The sequence below is a fragment of the Tessaracoccus luoxuelianae genome (genome assembly GCF_055326245.1).
On record NZ_JBUZNO010000006.1, the window covers coordinates 221,768 to 237,889 of the forward strand.

The window sequence follows — 16,122 nt, forward strand, 5'->3', positions numbered from 1 at the left end:
GGGTCAGAGAGTGGTGATCCCGGTCACCACGACCATGATCTCGCGGCCGTTGGGCGCCTCGTAGCGCACCTCGTCGCCCAGTTTCGCGCCGACGACGGCGGCGCCGAGCGGCGCCTGCGGCGACACCGCGTGGCTGATGGAGGAATCAGAGCCCAGGATCTCGCGGGAGCCGAGGAGGAACGTTTCGGTGTCGTCGGGGTCGCCGTCGTAGGCGACCGTGATCACCTTTCCCGGCGCCACCTCGTCGTGCGCGCCCTCCGGTTCGCCCACCTGGGCGCGCCGCAGCAGGTGCTCGAGTTGACGGATGCGCCCCTCCATCTGGCCCTGCTCCTCGCGGGCGGCGTGGTAGCCGCCGTTCTCGCTGAGGTCGCCCTCCTCGCGGGCAGAGGCGATGCGTGCGGTCACGTCCGGGCGCCCCACAAGCTTCAGATTGTTGAGTTCGGCCTCGAGCTTGTCGTAGGCCTCTTGCGTGAGCCAGACCACGTCGGTAGAAGTTTCAGACATTCAGCAAGCCTATCAGCCCACCGCGCGGCACCCCTCGATGCTGAGGCTCGTGGCCTCCTTGACCGTGGTCAGCGTCACCTCGACGGTGGTGAGTACCTCGGTGCCGGCCGGGACCTTCACCAGCTGCTCGGCGACCTTCTCGTAGGAGGTCGCCTGCGCGTAGATGCTGCACTCCACCAGCGTGGAGGGATCCGTGCGTTGGATCACGAGCGCCGCGACAACCTTCGTGGGGCTGATGACGTCGAAGTCGCGGACCATGGCGGCCACAGGCGGGTTGGCCCGGGTGATCCCGGTGACGACCACCAGCACGATGACGCCCAGCACGGCGAGGGCGGCCCCGCCGCCGATCAGGTAATCCACGGCGGAACGCCTGGGGTAGCGGGCGGCGATGCGGGCTTCGTCCTGGCTGGTCACGCCGTCCATTGTGCCCTGCCCGCGCCGGCCGGCCATCCGCGCCTGCCACAATACGGGGCATGCCAGGCCCCGAGCCCACCCAGCTGCGGTTGCTGCACGTCCACGCCCACCCCGACGACGAGTCCAGCAAGGGCGCGGCCACCACCCTCAGGTACGTCGACGAGGGAATTCAGGTGATGGTGGCCACCTGTACCGGAGGGGAGCGGGGCTCGGTGCTCAACCCGAAGCTCGCGGGAGACCCGTTCGTGGAGGCCAACATCGCCGAGATCCGGCGGCGCGAGATGGAGCGGGCCAGGGAGATCCTGGGCATCAGCCAGGTCTGGTTGGGATTTGTGGACTCCGGCTTCCCCGAGGGGGATCCGCCGCCGCCACTGCCGGAGGGGTGCTTCGGACTGCAGGACCCGAAGGTCGCGGCGGGGCGCCTGGTTGCGGTGATCCGCCAGTTCCGGCCCCACGTCGTGACCACCTACGACGAGCGGGGCGGGTATCCGCACGCCGATCACATCATGTGCCACCGGATCACGGTGGAGGCGTTCCGCGCGGCCGCGGACCCGGAGGCCTGGCCCGAGCACGGCGAGGCGTGGCAGGCGGCCAAGCTGTACTACCACATGAGCTTCCACCGTCGTCGCTACGAGATGCTGGAGATGGCGATGCACGAGAGCGGGCTGGACTACCAGGTTCCGGCCCGCGACGACGACCCGTACTCACACGCACGGCTGACCACGTTCGTCGAGTGCTCGAAGTACTTCCCGGCCCGCGACGAGGCGTTGAGGGCACACGCCACCCAGATCGACCCCGACGGGCCATGGTTCACGGTGCCGCTGGCCATCCAGCAGGCGGGCTGGCCCACGGAGGACTACCAGCTGGTGATCTCCAAGGTGCCGACGATGATCCCGGAGACCGACCTCTTCGCCGGCCTCCGCGACCTCCCCACCACGCCCGAGTTCTACATCTAGGCGCGCTGCTGATCCGGGCGACGGTGCAGCTGCCAGGCCGCGACCACGCCGCCGATGGCCCCGCCCAGGTGAGCCTGCCAGCTGACCCCAGGCGCCGTCGGGAAGACCCCCCACAACACGGAGCCGTAGAGGAGGAAGACCACCACCGCGATGGCGATCTGGCCGGGCCTGCCGCTGAAGATCCCCCGCACCAGGAGGTAGGTGAGCCAGCCGAAGATGACCCCGGAGGCCCCGGCGGTGATGGTGCCCACCGGGGACAGGAACCAGGCCGCCAGGCCTGAGGTCAGCACGGAGGTGATGCTGGCCACCACCCACCGCACCACTCCGGCGAGGTAGGTGAGGACGCCGAGTACCAGGAACGGCAGCGTGTTGCCGATCAGGTGAGGCCATCCGAAGTGCAGGAAAGGTGCCACCAGGATGTTGGGCAGATCGCTGGTCTGGCGTGGCTCGATGCCGAGATTGTCCAGGCTGTTGAGCGTCAACACGTCGATCACCTCCAGACCCCACATCAGGGCCAGCAGGCCGCCGACGACGACGAGGGCGCGGGACAGCGTGGGGGGTGAGGCCTGTGCTTGGGGCATGACTCAAGTGTGTCGGACGGGGCAAGCCGGCGCACAATACCGGGGGAGGGTACCCGCCGCGACTCCCGTGGCGGCGGCCGATACGCTTACGCGCATGGTCAACCGCCTCGCCCAGTCCGCCAGCGACTACCTCCTGCAGCACGCACACCAAGCCATCGACTGGTGGGAGTGGTCCCCGGAGGCCCTCGCCGCAGCCGTCGAGCTGGACCGGCCCATCATGCTGTCCGTGGGCTACGCCTCCTGCCACTGGTGCCACGTGATGAGCCACGAGTCGTTCGACGATCCCGAGATCGCCCGCTACCTCAACGAGCACTTCGTGGCCATCAAGGTGGACCGACAGCAGCACCCCGACGTCGACGCGGTGTACATGACTGCCACCCAGGCGATGAACGGAGGGTCGGGCGGCTGGCCGATGACAGCATTCCTCACGCCCTCCGGCGCCCCGTTCTTCACCGGCACCTACTTCCCCCCGGAGCCGCAGGGCGGACAGCCCTCGCTGCGCCAGGTGCTCGAGGCGATGGCGGAGGCGTGGCGCTCGCGCCGCGACACGATCATCGGCTCGGCCGACCACATCGTCGCCACGCTCAAGGGCCACGAGGCGCCCGTGCAGGAGGCGGCGCCGGACCTGCGCCAGGCGGTCGACACCGTCGAGTCCTCCTTCGACCTCATCCACGGCGGCTTCGGGCATCAGCCCAAGTTCCCGGCCCCGACCCTCATCGACGCGCTCCTGGTCAAGGGCGACCCGCGCACGCTCGAGCTCGCCCAGCGCACCCTCGAGGCCATGGCCCGCGGCGGCATCTACGACCAGGTGGGCGGGGGCTTCCACCGCTACGCCGTCGACGCCGGCTGGGTGGTGCCCCACTTCGAGAAGATGCTCTACGACAACGCGCTGCTGCTGGGCACCTACGTGCGCGGCTGGCGCCGCACCGCAGACCACGATTCCGGCCTGCGGGCGCTGTTCGAGCGCACCGCCTACGGCATCGTTGAATGGCTGGAGCGGGAGATGGTGAGCGAGCAGGGCGCCTTCATCAGCGGGCTCGACGCCGACTCCTGCGACATCCGAGGCGCCGTCCACGAGGGCATCTTCTACCTCTGGAACCCGGAACTGCTCGACGACGCCCTCGGCCCGGAGTTGGGGGAGTGGGCCTCCGAGGTCTTCCACGTGACCAGGGGCGGCACGTTCGAGGACGGGCTGTCCACGCTGCAGCTCCGCGGACGGCCGGACTTCGCGAAGCTGGAGGAGGTGGCCGCAGTCCTCCTGGAGGAGCGCGGCACCCGCTTCCGTCCCGGTTCCGACGCGCTGGTGGTGGCCGCCTGGAACGGCTGGATGATCTCGTCGCTGGTGACCGGGTCAATGGTGTTCAACGAGCCGGGGTGGTTGGAGCTGGCGGTGAGAGCCGCCGAGCACCTCGTCGCGGTGCACCTGGCCGACGGCGACCTTCGGCGCTCCTCGCGCGAGGGTGTCGCGGGCGAGGGCGTGGGTGTCGCGGAGGACTTCGGGGCCGTTGCCGAGGCGTTCGCGCTGCTGGCCGGGGCGACGGGGGACGCCCGATGGCTGCGCCGGGCGGAGGCGCTGGCCGACCGCGCCGTCGAGTTGTTCGGCCACGCCGACGGCGGGTTCTACGACGCGGCGGAGACCGGGTTGTTCGACCGGCCCCGCTCCTTCACCGACAGCGTCACGCCCAGCGGCACGTCGGCCCTGGTGGCGGCGCTGCGGGTGGTGGGCCTGCTCGCCGAGCGGCAGGACCTCGTCGACAGGGCGGAGGCCGCCGCCCGGACCACATGGGTCGCGGTTGCCGAGACCCCCCGGTTCGCGGGCGCGGCGCTGGCCGACCTGATGATGTCGGACGAGGCGCGCCGAGGGCTGAAGCCCGCTGTCGCGGTGGTGGTGAGCCCTGACCCGTTCGACGAGCTGGCCCGCGCCGCGTGGCGGCTGGCCCCGCCCGGGTCGGTGGTGCTGACGGCGTCCGAGGGCGCGGACGGCTGGGGGTCGCACCTCGAGCACCGCACCGAGCACGCGGTCTACGTGTGCCGCGGCACGGTGTGCTTCGACCCGGTGACCGACTACAACGAGCTGAAGACGCCGCTCTGGTCCCGGGTGTAGCGCACCAGGGTCAGAGCTGCAGTTCTCCGCGCATGATCGTGTCGCCGGAGTGACGGGGCTCGTCGTCGAACAGCTCGTTGGAGAGGTCCACGATGAGATAGCCCGACTCGATCAGCGACGGGTCGATGGTGAAGCGGCCCACCTCGTCTGCGGCGAAGACGCCCACCGAGATCATGCGCGCGAGGTCGATGTTGATCAGCCAGACCTCGACGTAGCCGTTGGGGTTGTTCACCCCGCCGGGCACTTCGACCGCCAGGCTGTAGCCGGCGCTGCGGCGGAGCAACTCCGCGCGGCCGAGCTCCTCATCGGGGCGGTCCAGGGGGGTGAGGACGGCGCGACGCACCGCGTCGCCCAGCTCTGCCGCCCCACCTGAGGCCCACATCCCGGTGGCGCCGGCGGCTGCGCCCAGGAGGACGCCGCCCAGCCCGAACAGCCACTCCCGGCGGCCGATCCCGACGCTCGGGGCAGACGCAGGCTCGGGTGGCGTTGGTGGGCCCGGTGCCGCCGCGACCCCGGTGGCGGCCGCGATGGCGTCCCAGGTGCCGTCGCCGGGATCCGACCATTGGGGTTCGGCGCGGGCAGCGCGGCGGAAGCGGTCAGCCACTGCGTCCAACGGGAAACTCTCGCGCTCGATCATGCTGCGTCCACCTCCTCGAACACTGCTCTCAGCCTTTCCAAACCTCGTCTGACGTGACTCTTCACGGTTCCCAGCGGCAGATCAAGCCGCCTGGCGACCTCGTCGTGGGTGCGATCCTCCAGATACACCAGCCGCAGGATGGTCGCCCGTGGGTCACCCAGGGCAGCCAGGGCGTCGTGGATGATGACCGAGTCGATCACCTCGTCCACCCGGGCCGCCTCGATGGGCGGGTCCCCCGTCATGGCCTCCTGGGTCATGGCCTCGTCCTTGCGGAACGCCCGGGTCCTGGCGCGCAACGCGTCGATCACCTTGAGCCGGCAGATGCCGATCAGCCACGCCGGCAGCGACTCGTCGCTGGCCCGGAGCGAGGCCCGGGACGACCAGGCTGCGATGAACACGTGTTGGGTGACGTCGTCTGCGTCGTCCGAGGACCCCAGCGAGCTTCGTGCGATCGTGTGAATGAGCCGGGACCAGCGTGTGAACGCCTCTCGCAGAGCCGACTCGTCGCCCTCCGAGAAGCGTGCCGCGAGAACCCCGATGGGGGTGGCGGGTGCGTCGACAGTCACGGGACCAGTCTTGCACACCGCCAACCGGCGATGGCGGAGACGAGGCGCGGCTCCCGCCCCTGGGAACCATGTGGAGGGCGGGAGCCGCAGTCGGGGGGACTCGGATCAGCTGCGCGCGCGGGCCCGCTGCGAGGCGACAACCGTGGTGGCCACACCCGCGAGGAGCAGGGACGCGACCGCCAGGTTGAGGAACGAGGTGTCGGCCGGGCCTTCGGCGCCGGTGCTCGGCATGCCGGTGGCCAGCTTCACGGTCTGGGTCGCGAGAGCCAGGTTCTCGTCTTCCAGCGAACCCCACGCGTAGACGATGGTGTTCATGCCGGCCTTGATGTCCAGGTCGGCGGGGCCGAGGACGACGGTGTCGGTGCCCGCGGCCACCACGTCAGCGGCAACCGTGCCGGCGGCGATGTTGAGCTTGGCTTCCTTCGGGTTCTCCAGGCCGGGGACCGCGACGGCTCCGCCGGCGCGGACGTCCACGGCGGGGGCTGCGGCCACGTGGCGAACCGTCAGGCGGGCGCCCTTGTCCGAGGCGGAGGTGTCGTTGACGAAGGGGGTGAGGACGGGCTTTCCGTCGGCCATGAGGTGGGCCACGATGGTGATGTTCGCGCCTGCCGGGACGGCAACGTCGTCGGCCGTGATGATCGCGGCTCCGTCAGCGCCTGCGCCTGCCGCGACGACCTTGAGGTCGTAGGTGCCCTCGGGCAGTTCCTGCGGGTCGGTCAGGGTGCCGGGGGCGAAGTTGGTCAGCAGCTCGGCGCCGTTGGCGTAGACGTCGACGGTGGCCTCGGGCACGCCGTGCAGGATGGAGATGGTGGAGGTGTGGTCGTCGGCGTGGGCCAGAGCAGCGGAACCGACGGTGGCGGCCAGTGCGAGGGAGCCGGCGACGAAGAGGCGGGAGAGCTTCATGGGAGTGGTCCTTTCGAAGTGCTGTTCCAGGCGAGGTTTCGCCTTGACACTGAGTACTTCGAACGGACCACCGCCCTTGGATGCACCGGATCGGAAGTTTTTTCAGATTTCTTTCTGAGGCGCTCAGGCCAGCTCGTCGACCTCCAGCAGGTCGGTCACCAGAGCGGCGATCTGGGAGCGCTCGGAGCGGGTCAGCGTGACGTGCGCGAAGAGGGGATTGCCCTTCAGCTTCTCGATCACCGCGACAATGCCGTCGTGGCGGCCCACGCGGAGGTTGTCGCGCTGAGCCACGTCGTGGGTGAGGACCACGCGGGAGTTCTGGCCCACCCGCGACAGCACGGTCAGCAGGACGTTGCGCTCGAGGGACTGGGCCTCGTCGACGATCACGAACGCGTCGTGCAGTGAGCGCCCACGGATGTGCGTGAGGGGAAGAACCTCGATCATGTCCTGCTCGAGCAGCTCGTCGATCACGTACTTGTTGGTCAGCGACGACAGCGTGTCGAACACCGCCTGCCCCCACGGCTGCATCTTCTCGCCGGCCGAGCCCGGCAGGTAGCCCAGGTCCTGCCCGCCCACCGCGTAGAGCGGCCGGAACACCATCACCTTGGTGTACTTGCGCTGCTCCAGCACAGCGTCCAGCCCTGCGCACAGGGCCAGGGCCGACTTGCCCGTGCCGGCGCGGCCGCCCAGCGACACGATGCCGATGGAGTCGTCCATCAGCAGGTCCAGGGCCACGCGCTGCTCCGCGGAGCGGCCGTGGATGCCGAACACCTCCCGGTCATGCTTGATCAGCTTGACGCTGCCGTCGGGCATCCGGCGCCCGAGCGCGCTGGAGCCGGGGGCGTGCAGCACCACTCCGGTGTGGGTGGGCAGCTCGCGCGCGGCGGCCACCTGGGCGTGTCCGTGCTCGTAGAGGGCCGAGACATCGTCGGTGGTGACGTCGACGGCGGCCATGCCGGTGAAGCCCGTCTGGATCGGGAGCTCGTTGCGGTACTCCTCCGCAGCCAGCCCGACGGCGGAGGCTTTGACGCGCAGAGGCAGATCCTTGGAGACCAGCACCACGTCGTGGCCCTCGTTGGCGTAGTTGAGGGCGACGGCGAGGATGCGCGTGTCGTTGTCGCCGAGGCGGAACCCTGCAGGCAGCGACCGCTCGTCGGAGTGGTTGAGCTCTACCCGTAGGTTGCCGCCCTGCTCGTTGGTGATCAGGGGGGTGTCGAGGCGCCCGTGCTGGATGCGGAGGTCGTCGAGGAGCCGCAGCGCGGAGCGGGCGAAGTAGCCGAGCTCCGGATGGTGGCGCTTCGACTCCAGTTCGGTGATCACCACGATGGGCAGCACGACGTTGTGCTCGGCGAAGCGCAGCATCGCCTTCGGGTCGGAGAGAAGGACGGAGGTATCGACGACGTAGGTCTTGATGGCTGTTTCGGGCTGGACAGCGGTGGGGGAAGCCTGCTGCGGGGACGCGTTGAGCACGATTGCTCCCTTTCGCCGGGGCCCGCGCTCGCCGCGTCGGTCCCCGAATGTTGCTAGAGGACCGTCTGGGCTGTGATGGAGTGGATCTCCATGGCCCGACAATAGCCCCGGAAAGTGGGCACCCGCCAGAGGGAATTACACGGCTGTCATTCGCTGCCGAAGGGAGGGCGTCGTACCTGGGGCCGATGCGATGGGTGCCACGGTCCCCCTCCGGTCGCGACTCGGCCCGCACCTCAGGGGAGCTGACCCGTCGTTGGGCTAGGTTTCTCCCAGGCGTCGCCGTCGACGCCCGGTCCGCGGTCTCGAGCGAGGAGGTTAGGGGTGCCCGCAACAATGATACGGCTTCCCCTGCCCGAGGTGGGGGAGCCCCTGGTGCAGACGCGGGATCTGTCCAAGATCTTCCGGGTGGGTGACTCGCGGGTCGTCGCGCTCAACCGCGTCAACCTGACCATTCCGCGGGGCAGCTTCACCGCCGTCGTCGGCACGTCCGGGTCCGGCAAGTCCACCCTACTCAACATGCTCGGAGGGCTCGAGAAGCCGACGGCTGGGGAGGTGTTCGTCGCGGGGCAGCCGCTCCACCTGTTCACCGAATCGCAGCTGGTCACCTACCGTCGTGAGCAGGTGGGCTTCATCTTCCAGTCGTTCAACCTGCTGCCGTCCCTCACCGCGCTCAACAACGTGGCCCTCCCGCTCAGCTTCCGAGGCATCCCCGCCCACCGCCGTCAGGCCCGCGCCCGCGCCATCCTCACCCAACTGGGTCTCGGCAGGCACCTGCATCACACCCCGGGCCAGCTCTCCGGAGGTCAACAGCAGCGCGTGGGCATCGCCCGCGCCATGGCGGTCCAGCCGATGCTCGTCTTTGCCGACGAACCCACCGGCAACCTGGACTCGCACACCTCCGAGGAGATCCTCACTCTCTTCCGCACCGTGATCCGCCGCTTCCAGCAGACCTGGATCATGGTCACCCATGACCGGCACATCGCGTCGTTCGCTGACACGATCATCTCCATCGGTGACGGCCGCATCACAGACATCAGCCACACCGACCACCGACTCCCAGTGACCACCGCCGACAACCAGAAGGTCGCGCCATGAAGATGACCCAACGACTGTTCCTAGTCCTGATGGTGGTGTTCGGGCTGACGATGATCCCGCTCATCAGCGCCGCAGGCGATCCGGTCGCCGACGGCGGGGCCAGTGCAGGGACCGATTCGGCCGGGGATACCGGCGGCGCCACCGGAGGCACCACGGGCGGTGCTGGTGGCGGCGGTGGTGGCGCGAGCGTCGTTCCGGGTGTGTCCACGCCACGGGTCATCCTGGCCGGGTTCACCACAGACCCGGCGGAGGTCGTCGCGGGTCAGGACTTCACCGTCGCATTCACCCTGCGTAACACCTCGACACGCACCCGCGTGCAGAACATGAAAGTCACGCTGAGTTCGGACGATTCGGCCTTTCTGCCCGCCAGCGGCTCCTCCTCGCTCTTCATCAGCCGGATCAGGGCCGATCAGCTCGAGACCGCGTCCATGGCCTTCCATTCGCTGCCGTCGCTGGAGGAGAAGCCGTACCGGCTCACCCTGACTATCGACTACGAGGACGCCGCCGCCAACCCGTTCACCTCGATCGAAACGGTCTCGATCCAGGTCAGGCAGAACATCCGCGCCGATGCCTCGGTGCCGCAGCTGATGCCCTCTCAGCTGACGCTCGGCCAGGACGCATCGTTGACGTTCAGCATCTTCAATCAGGGCAAGACCAAGCTCTACAACGCCAAGGCCGCCATCAAGGAAGGCCAGGCGATCACCTCGCCGGAGGTCTTCGTCGGAACCATCGACCCGGGTGCCTCGGGCGCCGTCGACATGACGGTCAACGCGGCTGAGGAGGCAGCCGGCCCGATCACGATCACCGTCTCCTTCGAGGACGTCAACGGCAACGTAACCACCATGGACAAGATGGCAGAGGTGGCCGTCATGGCCCCCATGCCCATCGAGGAGCCCCCCCTCGGGGAGCAACCAGGCCAGGAGGCGGGACCATCCCTGCTGATCCCAGCGCTCATCGCGGCGGCACTCCTGGCGCTGGTGGTGATCGTCGCTCTCGCGGTACGACGCCGTCGACGACGCCGGGTGGAGCGCGAGGACCTCGAGTCGCTCGCGGAGCTGGGCGAGGACCCGCTCATCGGGCCCACGGCCCGCTAGGCCCACGATGCGCTGGACGGATCTGCTCGCCACAAGCCTCGCGAGCCTCAGGCAGCGGCTCTTCCGCACCTCGCTGACGGTGCTCGGCGTCCTCATCGGCACCACGTCGGTGATCGTGATGGTGTCGCTGGGCGTCGGGTTGTCCTCGAGCTTCACGAGCCAGTTCCAGCAGATCAGCCTGCGTCAGGTCAGCGTCAACTCCGTACCGACACCGGAGATGGCCGCTCCCGGCCAACCCGCCCAGCTGAGCGGGGACCTGATCCCCATCCTGGCAGCTGAGCCCGGTGTCCGAGCGGTGTGGCCGACCTACCTGGTGGACGTGGAGTTCACCGTTGGGGCCGCCACCCAGTACTTCCAGGTCGTCGGCCTGCCCGCCGAGGCGCTGCAGGAGATGAACCTGGACCTGGCCTGGGGCCAGCTACCGCAGCCGGGCGAAGCCCTCGGACTCGTGCTGGGAGACCTTCTTCACACACAGCTCTGGGACCCTGTCACCGGCATGCCTCTGGAGGTCGACTTCCGATCCGACACCATCTTCGGTGCCTTCGCCACCTTTGGCGAGTACGGACCGGTGCCGATCGGCGGGGGTGAGGACGGGGATGACCCAACACAGCCCGCCAAGCCGCCCAAGCGGATCATCATGCCCGCCGTGGCCCAGATCGCCAACCCGGGTAACGACCAGTGGGGGCCCTACTCATCGAGCGTGTTCGCCGACTTCGATGCGCTGCGCAAGGCCATGGAGAAGGCGATGCCGGGCAAGGCGCTCCCCAACCAGCCCGCCACCGCCGACGGGAAGCCGAAGGGGAAGGCGTTCATCTACACGGAGATCCGGCTCCTGACCGACAGCCCAGAAGACGCCGAGATGGTCCTCAACTCGCTGCGTGAACAGGGCTACGGGGCCTTCGCCGACGTGGAGTGGATCAGGCAGGCCCAATCACAGGCCCTGATGATCCAGGCGGTCTTCGGCGGCATCGGGTTCGTGTCACTGCTGGTGGCGGCCATCGGCATCGCCAACACCATGATGATGAGCGTCTACGAAAGGACCAAGGAGATCGGCATCATGAAGGTGATGGGCGCGGCGCTGGGGGACATCCGGAGGATGTTCCTCATCGAGTCGGCCTCCATCGGCTTCCTCGGCGGCGTGATCGGACTGGTGTTGAGCCTGGCGGCCTCGGCGCTGCTCAACGCCACCCTCGGCGCACAGGTGGCAGGTGAGGGCGGCTCGGGTGAGCTGTCGGTCGTCCCAGCATGGTTGATGGTCGGTGCGGTGGTGTTCGCGACGTTGATCGGCACGCTTGCAGGCCTCGTGCCGGCGCAGCGGGCGACGAACCTCAGCCCGCTGGCCGCCATGCGCGCCGAGTAGCCACCGTCACACGCCAGACCTGTCCGGACCTCAGGAAGCGCCGAAGACCGCCAGACCGATGGCGACGGCGTGCAGGAGCGCCGCGATGATGGTGCAGGCGTGGAACACCTCGTGGAACCCGAACCAGGTCGGCGACAGCTGGGGGCGCTTGGTGGCGTAGGCGATGGCGCCCAGCGAGTAGACCAGGCCCCCGGCCCCGATCAGCAGCACCACAGCCGGGCCGCCGGCCGCCCAGAACTGCGTGAGCCAGCCGACCGCCGCCCATCCCATGGCCAGGTAGAGGAAGGTGTACAGCCAGCGGGGGGCGCCGAGCCAGAGGACCCGGAACAGCACGCCGAGGACAGCGATGCTCCAGATGAGCACCAACAGCGTCACGCGCGAGGATCCCTCGAGCAGCGTGAGGGCGAGGGGGGTGTAGCTGCCGGCAATGAAGACGAAAATGTTGGAGTGGTCGATCCGTCGGAACATCGCGTTGGCGCGGGGTGACCAGGTGCCCCGGTGGTAGACGGCGCTGGTTCCGAACATCTGCACGGCGGCCAGGGTGTAGATGCCGCAGCCGATGCGACCCGTCAGGGTGGGGGCGAACACCGTGAACGCCAGCCCGATGATGAACGCCACCGGCGCCATGCCGAGGTGCAGCCAGCCGCGGAGCTTGGGTTTCGCGGGGCTGGCCGCAGCGGTGTCGGTGGAGGCGAAAGGGGGTTCTGCTATCTGGCTCATGCACATACCTACGGTTGAGTAACTTACGCTTCCGTAGGTTACTACTCCGGCCGCGGGAAGCCAACTGGGCGCTAGTGTATTTCGCATGTCAGCGGTGCAGCGCCTCATCGACCGCGTGTGGCCGCCCAGATGGCTGTATGCCAGCTACGAACGCCAGGTCCTCCGGCACGTGGACCGCGACAGCCTGCCCCGCCACGTGGCAGTCCTGGCAGACGGCAACCGGCGATGGGCCCGGATGAACGCGCCCGGCCAGCCCCTCGTCGCCGGCTACCGGGCGGGGGCCGCCAAACTGCGCGAGTTCGTCGAGTGGTGCGACGACGCGGGCATCCAGGTGATCACCCTGTGGGTGCTCAGCACGGACAACCTGGAGCGCGCCGAGGACGATGAACTGACCCCCCTGCTGGAGGTGATCAGCCAACTCGTCTCGGACCTTGCCGCCACCAGGCGCTGGCGGGTGCAGGCGGTCGGCGCGCTGGATCTCCTTCCGGAGGCGATGTCCGACACGCTTCGGGCCGCGTCTGACTCGACGGGCTGGGTCACCGGCATGCACGTCAATGTCGCGGTGGCCTACGGCGGCCGCCACGAACTCCTCGACGCCGTCAGGTCCCTGCTCGCGGCGCGGGCCGCAGAGGGTGCCACCTTGGCCGAGGTGGCCGAGACGCTCGAGATCGATCAGATCTCCGACCACCTCTACACCAAGGGCCAGCCGGACCCGGACCTCATCATCCGCACCTCCGGCGAGCAGCGCCTCTCCGGGTTCCTGCTGTGGCAGTCCGCGCACAGCGAGTTCTACTTCTGCGAGGCGCTCTGGCCGGACTTCCGCCGGGTCGACTTCGTCCGAGCGCTCCGGGCGTACTCACAGCGGGAGCGCCGTTTCGGTCGCTGATCCCCGGCCTTTGGGGCACCGCGGCAGGTCGTGGCACGATGGCGCGCATGGCCCGCCGCAACCCCAAGAACCGCTCGCGCGACATGGTGATCTCGATGACGGTGCTGCTGGTGCCCATCGCGCTCATCGTCTGGTGGTTCACCCTCAACCCGGAGCCCAAGCCGGAGGTGGTCGACGTCGACGCCACCCTCACCAGGGCCGAGGCGGAATCGCCCTACCCCGTGCTGCGTGCTGGCGACCTCGACGAGGGGTGGGTACCGGTGCGGGTGGCCTGGGCCAAGGAGGGCGACCCGTGGATCACCAGCGAGCCCGCGGCAGGCAACTGGTGGCAGGTGGGCTACCTCTCCCCGGAGGAGATCTACTACGGGGTGCAGCAGCGCGACGGCGGTGCCGGTGCGTTCGTCACCGACACGACCAGAGACGGGAGCCCGCTGGGCGGCGCCGTCGAGCTGGCGGGGCGCACCTGGGAGCGCTTCGAGAGCGACGACGGCCGGACCCGCAGCCTGGTGCACGAGGACGACCTGGTCACCTCCATCGTGACGGCCGACGCGGACTTCACGGCGCTGGAAGCGTTCGCGGCAACACTCACCGAGGGGTAGCAGGGGGAGCCGCGGCCGGTCACTCGACGGCGCGGCGCGCCTTGGCGACCTGCTCCTTGGCGCCGTCGAGGTAGCCCTGGCAGATCTCGGCCAACTTCTCGCCGCGCTGCCACAGCTCCATGGACTCGGCCAGTGACGCGCCGCCGGACTCCAGCCGGCGCACCACGTCGACCAGTTCGTCGCGGGCGGCCTCGTAGGTGGGCTTCTGATCGGTCACGGCCGGTCTCCTTCAGCTGTGGTGGCGACGACGTCGAGGTCGAGCTGACCGTCGAAGAGATAGGCGTGGATGCGGGCGCCGGGTGCGGTGTCGCCCACGGCCGACACAGACCGGTGGGCGTCGTCGACGAGGACGGCGTAGCCGCGCTCAAGGGTCCGTTTCGGGGAGAGCGCGCGGACTGAGCTGACGGCGGAGCGCAGGTGGGATTCCTCGTCGCGCAGCCGGCGGTCGACGGCGGTGTCGAGCTTGTGGCGCAGCAGGCTGAGCCTGTCGTAGTGGGCGGCGAATGCGCTGGTGGGGTCGATCATGACGGGGCGGGAGCGGAGCTGGTCCAGCTGGCGTTGCGCCTCCTGGAGCCGCGCGTCGACCCCCCGCTCCAGCCGCGCCCTCGCGTCCGCCAGCGACGCGGACTCGTCGGCGTGATCCGGCACCACGCGCCTGGCGGCATCCGTGGGCGTGGAGGCGCGGAGGTCGGCCACCAGGTCCACGATGGGGGCGTCGCGCTCGTGCCCGATGGCGGTGACGACGGGGGTGCGAGCGGCGGCCACGGCGCGCACGAGGCCCTCGTCGGAGAACGAGAGCAGGTCCTCCAGCGACCCGCCGCCGCGGGCGATGATGATGACGTCCACCTCGGGGTCCTCGTCCAGCGCGGCGAGGGCGAGCATGACCGACTCCGCCGACGTGGGGCCCTGGACCACCGCGTGCCGGGTACGGATGCCGGCGGCGGGCCAGCGGCGGCCGACGTTGGTCACCACGTCACGCTCGGCGTCCGAGTCCCGGCCCGTGATCAGCCCGATCATCCGGGGGAGGAGGGGGAGGCGGCGCTTGCGGGCCGGGTCGAACAGGCCTTCGGCCTGCAGCTTGCGCTTGAGCTGCTCCAGCTGGGCCAGCAGCCGGCCCTCGCCCGCCACCTGGATCTCCAGGCACTCCAGGCTGAGCGATGTGTTGCGCTCCCACACCCGCGGCTTGACCCGTGCGGTCACCCGGGATCCCTCGGGAAGGGGCCCGGCGGCGTCGAGCACCATGGTGGAGACCGTGACCTGAACCGACATGTCGGCCACCCTGTCGCGGAACGTGAGGAACTGCGTGGGAGCGTTGCGACGCTTGATCTCCACCACCTGGGCGTCCACCCACACCTCTCCCAGGCGCCCCACCCACTCCTTGGTTGCCATGATCACCCGGCCGAGCGGCTGCGGCTTCTCCGAGGAACTCTCCAACCCCATGCGGAGACTCGTCAGTCCCAGAGGCCCGAGGAGCAGGTGGCGAACCAGGTGCCGTGCACCACGTTGCCCACCGACACTGGGACCTCCGCCGGGATCGCGCAGGAGATCTCGATCGCGCTGCGCCCCACCACGTATTGAAACTCCACGCCGGTGAGGGTGTTGCGCCTGGGCTCGACGCTCAGTACCTCCACGCCCATCAGGAGCGCGGGGGAGGCCTCGGCCGGCGGGATCGCGGCGGCCTGGAGGGCGATCAGACTGGGGGAGATCAGCGCGTCGGCGGGGATCCGGAGGTCGCCTCCGGGAGCAGCCTCCGGGGAGGCCTCGAACGCGGCAGCATCCTCGTAGACCGTGACCTCGATCGCCAGCGCCGCGACGCGCAACGACTCGATCACGGTGTACTGGCCGCCGGCGCGCAGCTCGTGCTGCGGATAGGCGACGGGGTCGTCGACCAGCGCCACGAACTGGGCCAGCAGCGGCCCAGGCGCGTGGGTCCCGTACAGCGCCACCCGCGCCAGCAGGTCCGAGAACCGAACCACCTGGGCGCGGTAGCGCGATTCCGAGGCAAGCGCCCCCGTCGTGCTGACCCCCTGCCCCTCCCGCTTGACGAAGCACAGGCGGGCACCGCTCGGGTCCGTGTACGTCCCTACCAGGTCGAAGCCCGGCGCGGTGTCCACTCCGCGCACGCCCGCGCTGAACGCGGACGCGACGAGCTGGTCCAGGGATGGGGCATCGAAGCCGACGGCGTGGAGCTGGGGGGAATCCATGCCGCTAGGGTACCGGCGGAGCACCACCT

18 protein-coding genes are annotated in these 16,122 nt (G+C 69.4%); 7 read left to right on the forward strand and 11 right to left on the reverse strand.

Annotation, left to right across the window (positions count from 1 at the left end; translation table 11 throughout):
* Positions 1-3: 3 nt before the first annotated feature.
* Together greA and ACZK39_RS11025 are read right to left on the reverse strand one after the other, a co-directional pair.
* Positions 4-504 (reverse strand): transcription elongation factor GreA, encoded by a 501-nt coding sequence (gene greA / locus ACZK39_RS11020; protein WP_182781819.1) that lies wholly within the window; start codon positions 502-504, stop codon positions 4-6.
* A 12-nt stretch (positions 505-516) separates the two neighbouring features.
* Positions 517-918, reverse strand: coding sequence for a DUF4307 domain-containing protein (locus ACZK39_RS11025; protein ID WP_182781820.1), 402 nt, complete (start codon positions 916-918; stop codon positions 517-519).
* A 59-nt stretch (positions 919-977) separates the two neighbouring features.
* Here ACZK39_RS11025 and mca point away from each other — a divergent pair, with 59 nt between their 5' ends.
* Positions 978-1,874, forward strand: a complete 897-nt coding sequence (gene mca / locus ACZK39_RS11030) for a mycothiol conjugate amidase Mca (RefSeq protein ID WP_182781821.1) — start codon at positions 978-980, stop codon at positions 1,872-1,874.
* Here the strand turns inward: mca and ACZK39_RS11035 are convergent.
* On the reverse strand, positions 1,871-2,455 hold the full coding sequence (locus tag ACZK39_RS11035) for a rhomboid family intramembrane serine protease (RefSeq protein WP_182781822.1): 585 nt from the start codon (positions 2,453-2,455) through the stop codon (positions 1,871-1,873). The two genes, mca and ACZK39_RS11035, sit on opposite strands and share 4 nt — an antisense overlap.
* Before the next feature lie 94 nt (positions 2,456-2,549).
* On the opposite strand from ACZK39_RS11035, the gene ACZK39_RS11040 reads away from it, so the two are divergent.
* Positions 2,550-4,559 (forward strand): thioredoxin domain-containing protein, encoded by a 2,010-nt coding sequence (locus tag ACZK39_RS11040; RefSeq protein ID WP_182781823.1) that lies wholly within the window; start codon positions 2,550-2,552, stop codon positions 4,557-4,559.
* A 10-nt stretch (positions 4,560-4,569) separates the two neighbouring features.
* Here ACZK39_RS11040 and ACZK39_RS11045 read toward each other — a convergent pair whose 3' ends face one another.
* The 4 genes from ACZK39_RS11045 to phoH2 form a co-directional block, all read right to left on the reverse strand.
* Complete coding sequence (locus tag ACZK39_RS11045) at positions 4,570-5,196, reverse strand: anti-sigma factor (protein ID WP_182781824.1); 627 nt, start codon at positions 5,194-5,196, stop codon at positions 4,570-4,572.
* The gene (locus ACZK39_RS11050; RefSeq protein ID WP_463613331.1) at positions 5,193-5,762 is read right to left on the reverse strand and encodes an RNA polymerase sigma factor; all 570 of its coding nucleotides are present in this window, start codon (positions 5,760-5,762) and stop codon (positions 5,193-5,195) included. The genes ACZK39_RS11045 and ACZK39_RS11050 overlap by 4 nt, the downstream gene beginning before the upstream one ends.
* A gap of 105 nt (positions 5,763-5,867) precedes the next feature.
* Entirely contained in the window at positions 5,868-6,665 is a 798-nt protein-coding gene (locus ACZK39_RS11055) for a DUF4397 domain-containing protein (protein WP_463613332.1), read from the reverse strand.
* A 123-nt stretch (positions 6,666-6,788) separates the two neighbouring features.
* The gene (gene phoH2 / locus ACZK39_RS11060; RefSeq protein ID WP_463613333.1) at positions 6,789-8,135 is read right to left on the reverse strand and encodes an RNA 5'-3' helicase PhoH2; all 1,347 of its coding nucleotides are present in this window, start codon (positions 8,133-8,135) and stop codon (positions 6,789-6,791) included.
* A gap of 333 nt (positions 8,136-8,468) precedes the next feature.
* Between phoH2 and ACZK39_RS11065 the strand changes: the two genes are divergently transcribed.
* Genes ACZK39_RS11065 through ACZK39_RS11075 form a run of 3 tightly spaced genes read left to right on the forward strand, consistent with a single transcriptional unit; the run spans position 8,469 to position 11,684 of the window.
* Positions 8,469-9,230, forward strand: a complete 762-nt coding sequence (locus tag ACZK39_RS11065) for an ABC transporter ATP-binding protein (protein WP_182781827.1) — start codon at positions 8,469-8,471, stop codon at positions 9,228-9,230.
* Positions 9,227-10,324: a COG1361 S-layer family protein gene (locus ACZK39_RS11070; protein ID WP_182781828.1), complete on the forward strand. Its 1,098-nt coding sequence runs from the start codon at positions 9,227-9,229 to the stop codon at positions 10,322-10,324. Before ACZK39_RS11065 ends, ACZK39_RS11070 begins: the two co-directional genes overlap by 4 nt.
* A gap of 7 nt (positions 10,325-10,331) precedes the next feature.
* A complete protein-coding gene (locus ACZK39_RS11075; RefSeq protein ID WP_463613334.1) occupies positions 10,332-11,684 on the forward strand; it encodes an ABC transporter permease in 1,353 nt (450 codons plus the stop codon).
* A 30-nt stretch (positions 11,685-11,714) separates the two neighbouring features.
* On the opposite strand, the gene trhA is transcribed toward ACZK39_RS11075, so the two are convergent.
* The gene (trhA, locus tag ACZK39_RS11080) at positions 11,715-12,395 is read right to left on the reverse strand and encodes a PAQR family membrane homeostasis protein TrhA (RefSeq protein WP_463613338.1); all 681 of its coding nucleotides are present in this window, start codon (positions 12,393-12,395) and stop codon (positions 11,715-11,717) included.
* Positions 12,396-12,489: 94 nt separating this feature from the next.
* Here trhA and ACZK39_RS11085 point away from each other — a divergent pair, with 94 nt between their 5' ends.
* Together ACZK39_RS11085 and ACZK39_RS11090 are read left to right on the forward strand one after the other, a co-directional pair.
* Complete coding sequence (locus tag ACZK39_RS11085; protein ID WP_182781831.1) at positions 12,490-13,290, forward strand: isoprenyl transferase; 801 nt, start codon at positions 12,490-12,492, stop codon at positions 13,288-13,290.
* Positions 13,291-13,337: 47 nt separating this feature from the next.
* On the forward strand, positions 13,338-13,889 hold the full coding sequence (locus tag ACZK39_RS11090) for a DUF4245 domain-containing protein (protein WP_459054863.1): 552 nt from the start codon (positions 13,338-13,340) through the stop codon (positions 13,887-13,889).
* Positions 13,890-13,908: 19 nt separating this feature from the next.
* Here ACZK39_RS11090 and ACZK39_RS11095 read toward each other — a convergent pair whose 3' ends face one another.
* Genes ACZK39_RS11095 through ACZK39_RS11105 form a run of 3 tightly spaced genes read right to left on the reverse strand, consistent with a single transcriptional unit; the run spans position 13,909 to position 16,093 of the window.
* A complete protein-coding gene (locus ACZK39_RS11095; RefSeq protein WP_182781833.1) occupies positions 13,909-14,106 on the reverse strand; it encodes an exodeoxyribonuclease VII small subunit in 198 nt (65 codons plus the stop codon).
* On the reverse strand, positions 14,103-15,329 hold the full coding sequence (gene xseA / locus ACZK39_RS11100) for an exodeoxyribonuclease VII large subunit (RefSeq protein WP_182798565.1): 1,227 nt from the start codon (positions 15,327-15,329) through the stop codon (positions 14,103-14,105). Before xseA ends, ACZK39_RS11095 begins: the two co-directional genes overlap by 4 nt.
* Positions 15,330-15,340: 11 nt before the next feature.
* Positions 15,341-16,093 (reverse strand): hypothetical protein, encoded by a 753-nt coding sequence (locus ACZK39_RS11105; RefSeq protein ID WP_182798564.1) that lies wholly within the window; start codon positions 16,091-16,093, stop codon positions 15,341-15,343.
* Positions 16,094-16,122 lie beyond the last annotated feature (29 nt).

Bases quoted from the DNA above. Each gene is read 5' to 3' on its own strand.
- mca (WP_182781821.1), top strand. From the start codon at position 978: ATGCCAGGCCCCGAGCCCACCCAGCTGCGGTTGCTGCACGTCCACGCC.
- ACZK39_RS11035 (WP_182781822.1), bottom strand. From the start codon at position 2,455: ATGCCCCAAGCACAGGCCTCACCCCCCACGCTGTCCCGCGCCCTCGTC.
- ACZK39_RS11055 (WP_463613332.1), bottom strand. From the start codon at position 6,665: ATGAAGCTCTCCCGCCTCTTCGTCGCCGGCTCCCTCGCACTGGCCGCC.
- ACZK39_RS11065 (WP_182781827.1), top strand. From the start codon at position 8,469: ATGATACGGCTTCCCCTGCCCGAGGTGGGGGAGCCCCTGGTGCAGACG.
- ACZK39_RS11105 (WP_182798564.1), bottom strand. From the start codon at position 16,093: ATGGATTCCCCCCAGCTCCACGCCGTCGGCTTCGATGCCCCATCCCTG.
- ACZK39_RS11045 (WP_182781824.1), bottom strand. From the start codon at position 5,196: ATGATCGAGCGCGAGAGTTTCCCGTTGGACGCAGTGGCTGACCGCTTC.
- ACZK39_RS11090 (WP_459054863.1), top strand. From the start codon at position 13,338: ATGGCCCGCCGCAACCCCAAGAACCGCTCGCGCGACATGGTGATCTCG.
- ACZK39_RS11040 (WP_182781823.1), top strand. From the start codon at position 2,550: ATGGTCAACCGCCTCGCCCAGTCCGCCAGCGACTACCTCCTGCAGCAC.
- ACZK39_RS11070 (WP_182781828.1), top strand. From the start codon at position 9,227: ATGAAGATGACCCAACGACTGTTCCTAGTCCTGATGGTGGTGTTCGGG.
- ACZK39_RS11085 (WP_182781831.1), top strand. From the start codon at position 12,490: ATGTCAGCGGTGCAGCGCCTCATCGACCGCGTGTGGCCGCCCAGATGG.
- ACZK39_RS11075 (WP_463613334.1), top strand. From the start codon at position 10,332: ATGCGCTGGACGGATCTGCTCGCCACAAGCCTCGCGAGCCTCAGGCAG.
- greA (WP_182781819.1), bottom strand. From the start codon at position 504: ATGTCTGAAACTTCTACCGACGTGGTCTGGCTCACGCAAGAGGCCTAC.
- xseA (WP_182798565.1), bottom strand. From the start codon at position 15,329: ATGGGGTTGGAGAGTTCCTCGGAGAAGCCGCAGCCGCTCGGCCGGGTG.